This window comes from Pseudomonas sp. 22526 (assembly GCF_052044735.1).
In the GTDB taxonomy this organism is placed as follows: Bacteria; Pseudomonadota; Gammaproteobacteria; order Pseudomonadales; family Pseudomonadaceae; genus Aquipseudomonas; species Aquipseudomonas piscium.
In genome coordinates this window covers 348,129-359,299 of record NZ_JBQENK010000002.1, presented here as the reverse complement: position 1 = coordinate 359,299, position 11,171 = coordinate 348,129, and the positions used below count along the sequence as shown (strand labels likewise).

The following is an 11,171-nucleotide window of genomic DNA, read 5'->3' as shown; positions in this document are numbered from 1 at the left end:
GCGCGTTGATCACGAACTTGTTTTGATTCTCAATATCATATAATAATAAATCTCATTATCGAATGAGCCCAGGTCATGAGTTCTGCCTTGCACGAGCAGCCTTACCTCGAAAGCTGGCGCTGGATGAGTCGCCAGATCCGTTGTGCCCTTGATCCGGACGAGCCGCGCCTGATCGAGCATTACCTGGCCGAAGGGCGCTACCTGGCGTGCTGCACCGCCACCTCGCCCTGGCTGATCGCCGAAACCTCATTCCGCCTGCTGCTCGATACCGCCACCGATACCGCGCTGCCCTGGCATTGGCGCAGCCAGTGCCTGGACCAGGCCTGGCGCCCGTTGCGTGACCTGGAACGCCTGTCTTTCTGCAAATGCCGGCTCAAGCGCTGGCAAAGCCATGCCTGGCAACTGGCGACCTGCTCGTTGCTGCCATCCATTCCCCTTATCGAACTGGTGCAAGGATTTCCCGATGAGTAATACCCGTATCGAACGCGACAGCATGGGCGAACTGCATGTTCCGGAGCAGGCGCTGTATGGCGCACAGACCCAACGTGCGGTGGATAACTTTCCCATCAGTCACCAGCGCATGCCGGCGCAGTTCATCCGCGCGCTGATCCTGGCCAAGGCGGCCGCGGCCAAGGCCAACGTCGAACTCAAGCAACTGAGCGAATCTCAGGGCAAGGCCATAGTCGACGCTGCCCAGGGCCTGCTGGAAGGCGACTTCATGCAGCACTTCCCGGTGGATATCTTCCAGACCGGGTCCGGCACCAGTTCCAACATGAACGCCAACGAAGTCATCGCCACCCTGGCCAGCCGCTTGCTCGGCGAGCCGATCAACCCCAACGACCATGTGAACTGCGGGCAGAGCAGCAACGACATCATCCCGACCACCATTCACGTCAGCGCCGCGTTGGGCCTGCATGAACAGCTGCTGCCGGCGCTGGTGCATCTGGTACAGGTCATCGAGCGCAAGGCGGTGGAGGTCCATCCGTTCATCAAGACCGGCCGTACCCACTTGATGGATGCGATGCCGGTGCGCATGAGCCAGGTGCTGGAAGGTTGGGCGCAGCAGCTCAAGGCCAATATCGGCCACCTGCAGGATCTGCTGCCGAGCCTGCAATCCCTGGCCCAGGGCGGTACCGCGGTGGGCACCGGGATCAACGCGCACCCGCAGTTCGCCGCGGGTTTCAGTCGGCAACTGAGCAGCCTGACCCAGGTGCAGTTCACGCCGGGCAAGAACCTGTTCGCCCTGATCGGCTCCCAGGACACCGCGGTGGCGGTCTCCGGCCAGCTCAAGGCCATCGCGGTCACCTTGATGAAGATCGCCAACGATCTGCGCTGGATGAACTCCGGGCCCTTGGCCGGCCTCGGCGAAATCGAGCTGGAAGGGCTGCAACCGGGCTCCTCGATCATGCCGGGCAAGGTCAACCCGGTGATTCCGGAAGCCACGGCGATGGTGGCGGCCCAGGTGATCGGCAACGACACCACGATCACGGTGGCGGGGCAGTCGGGCAACTTCGAGCTGAACGTCATGCTGCCGATCATTGCGCAGAACCTGTTGAGCAGCATCGAGCTGCTGGCCAACTCCAGCCGCCTGCTGGCGGACAAGGCGATTGCCAGCTTCAAGGTCAACGAGCCCAAGCTCAAGGAAGCGCTGTCGCGCAACCCGATCCTGGTCACGGCGCTCAACCCGATCATCGGTTACCAGAAGGCCGCTGAAATCGCCAAGACCGCCTACAAGCAGGGGCGCCCGGTGATCGACGTGGCCCTTGAACACACTGATCTGTCACGCAGCCAGCTGGAGATCCTGCTCGATCCGGAAAAACTCACCGCGGGCGGCGTGTAAATCCCGACATTGCTTTGGAGGTTCACCATGGAGCACTGGAAACGCACGATCGAAAGGGCAAACCGTTTCTTCATGCAGGGCGACCTGGTGGATGCCCGTGAGTATTACTTGCAGGCCCTGGCCCTGGCGCAGGTGTTGTTCGAGCGCTGGAGCGATGCCGATGAAGCGGTGGCGGCCTGTGTCATCTCCCATCACAACCTGGCGGACCTGCACCTGCGCCTGAACCAGCCGGAGGAGAGCGCGGAATACCTCTGCGCCATCCACCAGCGGCTGTTGCAGACCATGCAGGACAACCGCCTGGCGCCGGCGCTGCGGGAAGCCGCGCTGCGCCAGAGCAGCAAGACCTATGTCGAGTTGCTCAACTTCATCGGTGAGCACGGTGAATACCCCCGTACCCACCGCCTGCTGGAGAGCAATGTCGCGCAATCGACTTCCGGCGCCGCGACCCCGAATGCCCCTCATTACGGAGCCCATTGATATGTCCTTTACCTTGCCTGCATTGCCCTACGCCTACGATGCCCTGGAACCGCACATCGATGCGCAGACCATGGAGATTCACTACACCAAGCACCACCAGACCTACATCAACAACCTCAACGCGGCCGTGGAAGGCACCGAATGGGCTGACTGGTCGGTGGAGAAACTGGTGGCGGGGGTCCAGCAGTTGCCGGAGAAGCTGCGGGCTGCGGTGATCAATCAGGGCGGCGGGCATGCCAACCATTCGTTGTTCTGGGCGGTGATGGCGCCGACCGGCGGAGGCAAGCCGGACGGCGCGTTGGGCCAGGCAATCGACGAGCAGTTGGGTGGTTTCGAGAGTTTCAAGGAGGCCTTCACCAAGGCCGCGCTCACCCGCTTCGGCAGCGGTTGGGCCTGGCTCAGCGTGACCCCGCAAAAGACCCTGGTTGTCGAGAGCAGCGGCAATCAGGACAGCCCGTTGATGAACGGCAATACCCCGATTCTCGGTCTGGACGTGTGGGAGCACGCGTATTACCTGCGTTACCAGAACCGGCGTCCGGAATACATCAATGCGTTCTACAACGTGATCAATTGGCCTGAAGTAGCCCAGCGCTATCAGGCCGCGCTGGTTTGAGCCCCCACCTATAAAAAAGACCTAAGGCTGACTATGGGCACTGAAACACTGACGATCAGCAGCGGACGGATGTTTCGTTATGCGTTCGGTTCGCTGTTGCTGTTGGCGGGTACTGCATTGCTGGTTGCCCAGGGCTTGTCCTGGCTGGACCTGGAGCCGCGCTTGTTGCGTGCGTTGCAGGGTGGGGCGGTGTGTGCCCTGGGAACTGCGCTGGGGGCAGTGCCGGTGCTGGTGATTCGCAAGATGCCGCTGGCGCTGAGTGACACCCTGCTGGGGTTTGGCGCCGGGGTGATGCTGGCGGCCACGGCATTTTCGCTGATCGTGCCCGGGATTGCCGCAGCGGAAAAACTCGGTTTATTACCCTGGGCTTCGAGTGGCCTGATCAGCTTCGGCATCATGCTCGGCGCCTTGGGGCTGTTTCTGGTGGATCGCAAGGTGTCGGGGGGCTGCCCGGAGAAATTGGTGGGCACCCTTGAGCACCCGGTCATCCCGCCGCGTATCTGGTTGTTTGTGTTTGCCATCATCGCCCACAACATTCCTGAAGGAATGGCCGTAGGCGTGTCCGCGGGTGGCGGCATGCCGGAGGCGGACAGCCTGGCCATGGGGATCGCCTTGCAGGATGTGCCCGAAGGCCTGGTGATCGCCCTGGTGCTGGCTGGCGCCGGCATGTCCAGGGTCAAGGCGTTCCTGATCGGCGCCGCGTCAGGCCTGGTGGAACCGGTGTTCGCGTTGCTTTGTGCGTGGCTGGTGAGCCTGGCCGAGATGCTGTTGCCGCTGGGACTGGCATTGGCGGCAGGGGCCATGCTGCTGGTGGTCACTCATGAAGTGATCCCCGAATCACGCCGCAACGGTCATGAAAAGCTGGCCAGCCTGGGCTTGTGTATCGGTTTTTGCCTGATGATGGTCATGGATACGGCACTCGCTTGAGTGCCTTTCGGCAGGTTTGCCCTGCCGAACCTACTCGCCTTCGTCGAAGAAGTTGTTGATCAGTGCCACCAGCGCTTCCAGCGCCTCCTGCTCCTGGTCGCCTTCGGTCTTCAGATGAATCCTGGTGCCCTTGCCGGCGGCCAGCATCATCATTGCCATGATGCTCTTGCCGTCGACCATCGACTCCGGGGTTCTCCCGGCGCGGATCTGGCAAGGAAACTGGCCGGCCACGCCGACGAACTTTGCCGAGGCACGGGCATGCAGACCCAGTTTGTTGATGATTTCAATTTCCAGAGCAGGCATCGCGGGGTAGATCCTTTCAGCTAAGGTCGCGGTGGCGAACCTGGACGTTCTTCAGGGACTTTTGCAGGACTTGGCCCAGGCGTTCGGTCAGGTAGACCGAGCGGTGATGGCCGCCCGTGCAGCCAATGGCAATAGTAACGTAGGCGCGGTTGCTGGCGGCGAAACGGGGCAACCATTTCAGCAGGTAGCTGGAGATGTCCTGGAACATTTCCTCGACATCCGGCTGGGCGGCCAGGTATTCGGCGACCGGCTGGTCGAGCCCGGACTGGTCGCGTAACTCGGGCTTCCAATAGGGGTTGGGCAGGCAGCGCACATCGAACACCAGGTCGGCGTCGACCGGCATGCCCCGCTTGAACCCGAAGGACTCCACCAGAAAGGCAGTGCCCGGCTCTGGTTGGTTCAACAGGCGCAACTTGATGGTATCGCGCAGTTGATACAGGTTCAGGTTGGTGGTGTTGACCTTGAGGTCGGCCAGGTCGGCAATCGGACCCAGCAGATGGCTTTCGTCTTGGATCGCCTCGGCCAGCGAGCGGTTGTTGCTGCTCAAGGGGTGGCGACGGCGGGTTTCGGAAAAGCGCTTGAGCAGGGTTTCTTCGTCAGCGTCCAGATACAGCACATCGCACTGGATATGCCGGCTGCGCACTTCCTCGAGCAGTTCGGGGAAGCGCGACAGATGGCTGGGCAGGTTGCGGGCGTCGATCGACACGGCGACCAGTGGCTGCGTCAGTTCGGTATGGATCAGCGCCCGCTCGGCCAGTTCGGGCAACAGCCCGGCCGGCAGGTTGTCGATGCAGTAGTAGCCATTGTCCTCGAGTACATCGAGGGCGGTGCTTTTACCTGAGCCGGAGCGGCCGCTGACGATGATCAAGCGCATGATTACTGACCGTTCTGTTCGTCCAGGACAACCTTGTACAAGGCTTCGTTGCTGCTGGCGCTGCGCAGCTTGTCGCGTACTTCTTTGCGGTCCAGCATGCTGGCAATCTGCCGGAGCAGTTCCAGGTGCGCATCGGTGGCGGCTTCCGGGACCAGCAGTACGAACAGCAGGTCGACCGGGGCGCCGTCGATGGCGTCGAAATCGATGGGAGCGTCCAGGTGCATCAGGGCACTGATGGGCGCCTCACAGCCTTTGAGGCGGCAGTGTGGAATGGCGATGCCGTTGCCAAAACCGGTGGAACCCAGTTTTTCACGGGCAATCAGGCTTTCGAAGACATCTTGCATCTCCAGATCAGGCACTTCGCGGCTGATCAGGTTGGCAATTTGTTCGAGGGCGCGTTTTTTACTGCCGCCCGGCACGTTCACCAGGGAACGGCCGGGGGTCAGGATGCTTTCAAGTCGGATCATGGGAGGGGAGTGTTAGCGACCCGTGCCTTGGAGAAGGTGGAGTTGCTTTTCCTTATGCTTTTTCAGTTGGCGGTCAAGCTTGTCCGTGAGCAAGTCGATTGCGGCATACATGTCGTCATGTTCTGCATTGGCGACGACTTCCCCACCATGGATGTGCAGCGTGGCCTCGATTTTCTGCTTCAGTTTTTCGACGGCCAGCGTTACCTGCACATTGGTAATCTTGTCAAAGTGCCGCTCCAGTCGGTCGAGTTTTTCGCCGATGTAAGCGCGCAGGGGTTCGGTCACTTCCAGTTGGTGTCCACTGATGTTGACTTGCATACAGCTTCTCCTTCGTTGCCAGTGCATAAAGCGGCAGGTCGATTGACCTGCCACTGAAACGCTGTGGCGAGCCCGGCGGCTACATCAACCGCTTCCGTTCGCTGGAAGGCGCGATCCCCAGGGATTCGCGGTACTTGGCGACGGTACGACGGGCTACCTGAATGCCTTGTGCCTCCAGTAAACCAGCGATCTTGCTGTCACTCAACGGCTTTTTCTGATTTTCCGCGGCGACCAGTTTCTTGATGATCGCGCGGATCGCCGTGGACGAGCATTCACCGCCTTCGGAGGTACTTACGTGGCTGGAGAAAAAGTATTTCAGTTCATAAATGCCCCGAGGGGTATGCATGAATTTTTGCGTGGTCACCCGTGAAATCGTCGATTCGTGCATGCCCACCGCTTCGGCGATGTCATGCAGGACCAGCGGTTTCATCGCCTCATCGCCGTACTCGAGGAAGCCGCGCTGATGCTCGACGATCTGGGTGGCGACTTTCATCAGGGTTTCGTTGCGGCTCTGCAGGCTCTTGATGAACCAGCGGGCCTCCTGCAGCTGATTGCGCATGAAGGTGTTGTCGGCGCTGGTGTCGGCGCGCCGCACGAAGCCGGCGTACTGCGGGTTGACGCGCAGGCGCGGCACGGACTCCTGGTTCAGCTCCACCAGCCAGCGTTCGTTGTCCTTGCGCACTATGACGTCGGGGACCACGTATTCGGCTTCGGTGGATTCGATTTGCGAACCAGGCCGTGGGTTGAGGCTCTGTACCAGCTCGATGACCTGGCGCAGTTCGTCTTCCTTGAGCTTCATGCGCCGCATCAGCTGGCTGTAGTCGCGGCTGCCGAGCAGGTCGATGAAGTCGGTGACCAGGCGCTTGGCTTCAGTCAGCCAAGGGGTCTTGGCGGGCAGCTGGCGCAGTTGCAGCAGCAGGCATTCGCCCAGGTTGCGGGCGCCGATGCCGGCGGGTTCGAACTGCTGGATGCGGTGCAGGACGGCCTCGATTTCGTCGAGTTCGATGTCCAGCTCCGGATCGAAGGCTTCGAGGATTTCCTCGAGGGTTTCATCCAGATAGCCCTGATTGTTGATGCAGTCGATCAGGGTCACGGCGATCAGGCGATCGGTGTCGGACATGGGCGCCAGGTTCAACTGCCAGAGCAGATGGCTCTGCAGGCTTTCGCCGGCCGAGGTGCGGGTGGTGAAGTCCCACTCGTCGTCATCGTTGCTGGGCAGGCTGCTGGCGCTGGTCTGGTAGACGTCTTCCCAGGCGGTGTCGACCGGCAGGTCGTTGGGAATGCGCTCGTTCCATTCGCCGTCCTCGAGGTTGTCCACCGTCGGGGCGGTTTCCTGGTAGGAGGGTTCCTGGATATCGGTATTGGGTTTCTGCTCGGCGTTGTCGGCCAGCGGATCGGTGTTATCGAAGTCGTCGCCTTCTTCCTGGCGCTCGAGCATCGGGTTGGACTCCAGGGCCTCCTGGATTTCCTGTTGCAGGTCCAGGGTCGACAATTGGAGCAGGCGGATGGCCTGTTGCAGCTGCGGTGTCATCGTCAGCTGCTGGCCCATTCTGAGGACTAGCGATGGTTTCATGGCAGGGGCTTAACACCTTATTCGCCGGCGCACATGCGCCATCCACTACAGGGCGCGTGAGCGCCAAACATAAGCAAATTATATGCCTGAAACTGAAGTGTTTGCCTAGAGCGCTGTAACAATAAAAACAGCAGGGTTTTATTGGGGCGGGCGCTCTGGCGACCAGCCAAACACCTCAGGGCTTACAGGCGGAACTCATGGCCCAGGTAAACTTCCTTGACCAGCTCGTTGGCGAGGATGGTTTCGGCGTCGCCTTCGGCGATCAGCTGGCCGTCGTTGACGATGTAGGCGGTTTCGCAGATATCCAGGGTTTCACGGACGTTGTGGTCGGTGATGAGCACGCCGATGCCCTTGGCCTTCAGGTGGTGAATGATCTGCTTGATGTCGCCTACCGAGATCGGGTCCACGCCGGCGAAGGGTTCGTCGAGCAGGATGAACTTGGGTGCGGTGGCCAGGGCGCGAGCGATTTCCACGCGGCGACGTTCACCACCGGAGAGGCTCATGCCGAGGTTGTCGCGAATGTGGTTGATGTGGAATTCCTGCAGCAGGCTTTCCAGTTCCTGGCGACGGCCGGCCTTGTCGAGCTCCTTGCGGGTCTCGAGGATGGCCATGATGTTGTCGGCCACCGAGAGCTTGCGGAAGATCGAGGCTTCCTGCGGCAGGTAACCGATCCCGGCGCGGGCGCGGCCGTGCATCGGCTGGTGGCTGACATCCAGGTCGTCGATCAGGATACGTCCCTGATCGGCCTGGACCAGGCCGACGATCATGTAGAAGCAGGTGGTCTTGCCGGCGCCGTTGGGGCCGAGCAGGCCGACGATCTGGCCGCTGTCGATGGACAGGCTGACGTCACGCACGACCTGGCGGCTCTTGTAGCTCTTGGCCAGGTGCTGAGCTTTCAGAGTTGCCATTACTGGGCCTTTTCGTCAGTTTTCTTTTTCGGCTGGATGACCATGTCGATCCGTGGGCGCGACTCGGTGACCTTGCTGCCGGTGGCGCGGCCGGCGCTGGCCAGCTTCTTGTTGGTGTCGTAGACGATTTTCTCGCCCTGGGTGATGTTGCCATCCTTGTCGACGACTTTGGCGCGGTCGATCAGCACGACGCGGTTCTGCGCGGCGTGGTACTGGATGGTCACGCCGTAGCCCTGGACCGGCTTGGTGTCGCCCTGGGTTTGAATCTGTTCGAAGTAGGCCAGGTTGCCCACCGAGGTCACCACGTCAATGTCACCGGTCTGGGTGCGGGTGATGGTCACGGTATTGCCGGTGACCTTCATCGAGCCCTGGGTGATGATCACGTCGCCTCTGTAGGTGGCTACGCCATTCTTGTCGTCCAGTTGAGCGTCGTCGGCCTGGATGCGGATGGGTTGCTGGCTATCGTTCGGCAGAGCCCAGGCGCTCACGCTTCCCAGTGCTGCGCCCAGACCGAGCAAAATAGGGAGGGTTTTAACGAGCCTCATACTGTCCTCTTACGTTCGATAGCAGGTTCATCCTGCCGTCTTTCAAATACGCTTTCATTCCCTTGCCAGTCGTCACGCCGCCGGCGCCGTCGATTCTAACGTCTTGATCGGTCTGCGCATATTGCTTCTGCGGGAATACTGTCATGCGGGTCGTGGTGATCAGCAGGTTGCGATTTTTCTCGTCGGTGCGGGAAACCCGTACCGAATCGATCAACTCGACCTGGGTGCCATCCGGGTTGACTTCGCCGTGCTCGCTCTGGACGTGCCAGGGGAAGGCGGTGCCGCGATACATCTGCAGGTCCGGCTTGGTCAGCAGCGTCACCTCGCTGGCCTTGAGGTGTTCGACCTTGTCGGACGTCATTTCGTACTGCAGCTTGCCGTCGGGCAGGTACTGCACGCTACGGGCGTTGATGGCGTAGTAGTCGATGGCGCTTTCGTCGACCTGCGCGACCGGCTTGTCGAGGAAGCGTTCCGGGCTGATGTTCCAGTATCCCACCGCCAGGAACAGCACGGTGATGATGCCGAAGATCAGGATGTTGCGAATCTTTTTGCTCAGCATGGGAGGCTCTATAAGTAGGCGGCGTGGGCCGCTTCAAGGCTGCCTTGGGCGCGCAGGATCAGCTCGCAGAACTCGCGGGCGGCACCTTCGCCGCCACGGGCCTGGGTGACGCCATGGGCGTGTTCGCGGACAAAACTGGCGGCATTGGCGACGGCCATGCCCAGGCCGACCCGGCGGATCACCGGCAGGTCCGGCAGGTCGTCGCCCAGGTAGGCGACCTGTTCATAGCTTAGGCCCAGTTGGGCAAGAAGCCCGTCCAGCACCACCAGTTTGTCCTCGCGGCCCTGAAACAGATGGGGTATCCCCAGGTTCTTCGCCCGGCGCTCGACCACCGGCGTCTTGCGTCCGCTGATGATTGCCGTCTGTACGCCCGCGGCCATCAGCATCTTGATGCCCTGGCCATCGAGGGTGTTGAAGGTCTTGAACTCGCTGCCGTCTTCGAGGAAGTACAGGCGACCGTCGGTCAGTACGCCGTCGACGTCGAATACCGCCAGCTTGATGTTCTTGCCGCGTTGCAGCAGATCCGTGCTCATTACATGACTCCCGCGCGCAGCAGGTCGGACAGGTTGAAGGCGCCGATCGGGCGATCGTCCTTGTCCACCACGACCAGTGCGTTGATTCGATTGTCTTCCATGATTTTCAGGGCTTCGGCCGCCAGCATTTCGGCGCGGGCGGTCTTGCCGTGAAGGGTCATGACTTCATCGATGGTGGTGTGGTGAATATCGATGGTGCGGTCCAGGGTGCGGCGCAGGTCGCCGTCGGTGAAGACCCCGGCCAGGCGCCCGTCGGCCTCGACAATGACGGTCATGCCCAGGCCCTTGCGGGTCATTTCCATCAAGGCATCCTTGAGCAGGGTGCCACGCTGGACCTGTGGCAGCTGTTCGCCGGCATGCATGACGTTCTCGACCTTCAGCAGCAGGCGCCGGCCCAGCGCGCCGCCCGGATGGGAGAAGGCGAAGTCTTCGGCGGTGAAACCGCGGGCTTCCAGCAGCGCCACGGCCAGGGCGTCGCCCATGACCAGGGCGGCGGTAGTCGAGGAGGTCGGGGCCAGGTTCAGCGGGCAGGCCTCTTGCTCGACCTGGACGTTGAGGTTGACCTCGGCGGCCTTGGCCAGCGGTGAATCAGGGTTGCCGGTGATGCTGATCAACTGGATGCCCAGGCGCTTGATCAGCGGCAACAGGGTCACGATTTCATTGGTCGAGCCGGAGTTGGACAGGGCCAGGATCACGTCGTCCCGGGTAATCATGCCCATGTCGCCATGGCTGGCTTCGGCCGGATGGACAAAAAACGCGGTGGTGCCGGTGCTGGCCAGGGTGGCGGCGATCTTGTTGCCGATATGCCCGGACTTGCCCATGCCGACCACGACTACGCGGCCTTTGCTGGCCAGAATCATCTCGCAAGCGCGTACGAAATCTGCGTCGATATGTGGCAGCAAGCCTTGTACGGCTTCTATCTCGAGGCGGATGGTGCGTTGTGCCGATTGAATCAGGTCGCTGGATTGGCTCATGTCAGAAATCGTATAGCCTGATGAAAAGGCGGCGATTATAGCGGTAATGATCGATTCCCTCACGCAAGTTCGTCAGCCTTTGTCCTTCCATAGGCTGGAATTGCCCTGTAAAGCCCGTTTTAGCCTGTCGTGAACCTGAACACGGATGGCTTCGGCCTTGGGGGCTCCGTATCAGCAGTGATATAGTTCGCCGCCAGTTCGGCCTGCCCTGGGTGCATGTACTCCCGGCAGGGAGCCAAGCGTCCGAGTGAGAGGCTGCA

The 11,171-nt window shown here is 61.1% G+C and carries 15 protein-coding genes; 5 read left to right on the top strand and 10 right to left on the bottom strand.

Going from position 1 to position 11,171, the window contains the following annotated elements; translation table 11 throughout:
- The first annotated feature begins 75 nt into the window (after positions 1 to 75).
- The 5 genes from ACTJKT_RS04060 to ACTJKT_RS04040 are packed head-to-tail and all read left to right on the top strand — an operon-like array spanning position 76 to position 3,857.
- Positions 76 to 471, top strand: a complete 396-nt coding sequence (locus ACTJKT_RS04060) for a hypothetical protein (protein WP_007929895.1) — start codon at positions 76 to 78, stop codon at positions 469 to 471.
- Positions 464 to 1,840: a class II fumarate hydratase gene (locus ACTJKT_RS04055; RefSeq protein ID WP_440786269.1), complete on the top strand. Its 1,377-nt coding sequence runs from the start codon at positions 464 to 466 to the stop codon at positions 1,838 to 1,840. The genes ACTJKT_RS04060 and ACTJKT_RS04055 overlap by 8 nt, the downstream gene beginning before the upstream one ends.
- 27 nt (positions 1,841 to 1,867) lie before the next feature.
- On the top strand, positions 1,868 to 2,317 hold the full coding sequence (locus ACTJKT_RS04050; RefSeq protein ID WP_440786268.1) for a hypothetical protein: 450 nt from the start codon (positions 1,868 to 1,870) through the stop codon (positions 2,315 to 2,317).
- Between the two features lies 1 nt (position 2,318).
- Positions 2,319 to 2,930, top strand: coding sequence for a superoxide dismutase (locus ACTJKT_RS04045; RefSeq protein WP_440786267.1), 612 nt, complete (start codon positions 2,319 to 2,321; stop codon positions 2,928 to 2,930).
- A 33-nt stretch (positions 2,931 to 2,963) separates the two neighbouring features.
- Positions 2,964 to 3,857, top strand: a complete 894-nt coding sequence (locus ACTJKT_RS04040; protein WP_440786266.1) for a ZIP family metal transporter — start codon at positions 2,964 to 2,966, stop codon at positions 3,855 to 3,857.
- A gap of 30 nt (positions 3,858 to 3,887) precedes the next feature.
- Here ACTJKT_RS04040 and ACTJKT_RS04035 read toward each other — a convergent pair whose 3' ends face one another.
- The 10 genes from ACTJKT_RS04035 to ACTJKT_RS03990 all read right to left on the bottom strand — a co-directional run bounded on the left by ACTJKT_RS04035 (position 3,888) and on the right by ACTJKT_RS03990 (position 10,911).
- Positions 3,888 to 4,160 (bottom strand): HPr family phosphocarrier protein, encoded by a 273-nt coding sequence (locus ACTJKT_RS04035; RefSeq protein WP_025806425.1) that lies wholly within the window; start codon positions 4,158 to 4,160, stop codon positions 3,888 to 3,890.
- A 16-nt stretch (positions 4,161 to 4,176) separates the two neighbouring features.
- On the bottom strand, positions 4,177 to 5,034 hold the full coding sequence (gene rapZ / locus ACTJKT_RS04030) for an RNase adapter RapZ (protein ID WP_038630614.1): 858 nt from the start codon (positions 5,032 to 5,034) through the stop codon (positions 4,177 to 4,179).
- Positions 5,035 to 5,036: 2 nt separating this feature from the next.
- Complete coding sequence (ptsN, locus tag ACTJKT_RS04025; RefSeq protein ID WP_063428375.1) at positions 5,037 to 5,501, bottom strand: PTS IIA-like nitrogen regulatory protein PtsN; 465 nt, start codon at positions 5,499 to 5,501, stop codon at positions 5,037 to 5,039.
- Between the two features lie 12 nt (positions 5,502 to 5,513).
- A complete protein-coding gene (hpf, locus tag ACTJKT_RS04020) occupies positions 5,514 to 5,819 on the bottom strand; it encodes a ribosome hibernation-promoting factor, HPF/YfiA family (RefSeq protein WP_007929872.1) in 306 nt (101 codons plus the stop codon).
- A gap of 79 nt (positions 5,820 to 5,898) precedes the next feature.
- On the bottom strand, positions 5,899 to 7,392 hold the full coding sequence (locus ACTJKT_RS04015) for an RNA polymerase factor sigma-54 (RefSeq protein ID WP_009047001.1): 1,494 nt from the start codon (positions 7,390 to 7,392) through the stop codon (positions 5,899 to 5,901).
- Positions 7,393 to 7,574: 182 nt separating this feature from the next.
- On the bottom strand, positions 7,575 to 8,300 hold the full coding sequence (gene lptB / locus ACTJKT_RS04010; protein ID WP_007929870.1) for an LPS export ABC transporter ATP-binding protein: 726 nt from the start codon (positions 8,298 to 8,300) through the stop codon (positions 7,575 to 7,577).
- Positions 8,300 to 8,845 (bottom strand): lipopolysaccharide transport periplasmic protein LptA, encoded by a 546-nt coding sequence (lptA, locus tag ACTJKT_RS04005; protein ID WP_007929869.1) that lies wholly within the window; start codon positions 8,843 to 8,845, stop codon positions 8,300 to 8,302. The genes lptB and lptA overlap by 1 nt, the downstream gene beginning before the upstream one ends.
- Positions 8,832 to 9,404 carry an LPS export ABC transporter periplasmic protein LptC gene (gene lptC / locus ACTJKT_RS04000; RefSeq protein WP_025806428.1) on the bottom strand — a complete coding sequence of 191 codons (573 nt, stop codon included), beginning with the start codon at positions 9,402 to 9,404 and terminating at the stop codon, positions 8,832 to 8,834. The genes lptA and lptC overlap by 14 nt, the downstream gene beginning before the upstream one ends.
- A gap of 8 nt (positions 9,405 to 9,412) precedes the next feature.
- The gene (locus ACTJKT_RS03995) at positions 9,413 to 9,937 is read right to left on the bottom strand and encodes a KdsC family phosphatase (protein ID WP_092417979.1); all 525 of its coding nucleotides are present in this window, start codon (positions 9,935 to 9,937) and stop codon (positions 9,413 to 9,415) included.
- A complete protein-coding gene (locus tag ACTJKT_RS03990) occupies positions 9,937 to 10,911 on the bottom strand; it encodes a KpsF/GutQ family sugar-phosphate isomerase (protein WP_025806429.1) in 975 nt (324 codons plus the stop codon). Before ACTJKT_RS03990 ends, ACTJKT_RS03995 begins: the two co-directional genes overlap by 1 nt.
- Positions 10,912 to 11,171: the final 260 nt, after the last annotated feature.

Bases quoted from the DNA above. Each gene is read 5' to 3' on its own strand.
- ACTJKT_RS04060 (WP_007929895.1), top strand. From the start codon at position 76: ATGAGTTCTGCCTTGCACGAGCAGCCTTACCTCGAAAGCTGGCGCTGG.
- ACTJKT_RS04055 (WP_440786269.1), top strand. From the start codon at position 464: ATGAGTAATACCCGTATCGAACGCGACAGCATGGGCGAACTGCATGTT.
- ACTJKT_RS04050 (WP_440786268.1), top strand. From the start codon at position 1,868: ATGGAGCACTGGAAACGCACGATCGAAAGGGCAAACCGTTTCTTCATG.
- ACTJKT_RS04045 (WP_440786267.1), top strand. From the start codon at position 2,319: ATGTCCTTTACCTTGCCTGCATTGCCCTACGCCTACGATGCCCTGGAA.
- ACTJKT_RS04040 (WP_440786266.1), top strand. From the start codon at position 2,964: ATGGGCACTGAAACACTGACGATCAGCAGCGGACGGATGTTTCGTTAT.
- ACTJKT_RS04035 (WP_025806425.1), bottom strand. From the start codon at position 4,160: ATGCCTGCTCTGGAAATTGAAATCATCAACAAACTGGGTCTGCATGCC.
- rapZ (WP_038630614.1), bottom strand. From the start codon at position 5,034: ATGCGCTTGATCATCGTCAGCGGCCGCTCCGGCTCAGGTAAAAGCACC.
- ptsN (WP_063428375.1), bottom strand. From the start codon at position 5,501: ATGATCCGACTTGAAAGCATCCTGACCCCCGGCCGTTCCCTGGTGAAC.
- hpf (WP_007929872.1), bottom strand. From the start codon at position 5,819: ATGCAAGTCAACATCAGTGGACACCAACTGGAAGTGACCGAACCCCTG.
- ACTJKT_RS04015 (WP_009047001.1), bottom strand. From the start codon at position 7,392: ATGAAACCATCGCTAGTCCTCAGAATGGGCCAGCAGCTGACGATGACA.
- lptB (WP_007929870.1), bottom strand. From the start codon at position 8,300: ATGGCAACTCTGAAAGCTCAGCACCTGGCCAAGAGCTACAAGAGCCGC.
- lptA (WP_007929869.1), bottom strand. From the start codon at position 8,845: ATGAGGCTCGTTAAAACCCTCCCTATTTTGCTCGGTCTGGGCGCAGCA.
- lptC (WP_025806428.1), bottom strand. From the start codon at position 9,404: ATGCTGAGCAAAAAGATTCGCAACATCCTGATCTTCGGCATCATCACC.
- ACTJKT_RS03995 (WP_092417979.1), bottom strand. From the start codon at position 9,937: ATGAGCACGGATCTGCTGCAACGCGGCAAGAACATCAAGCTGGCGGTA.
- ACTJKT_RS03990 (WP_025806429.1), bottom strand. From the start codon at position 10,911: ATGAGCCAATCCAGCGACCTGATTCAATCGGCACAACGCACCATCCGC.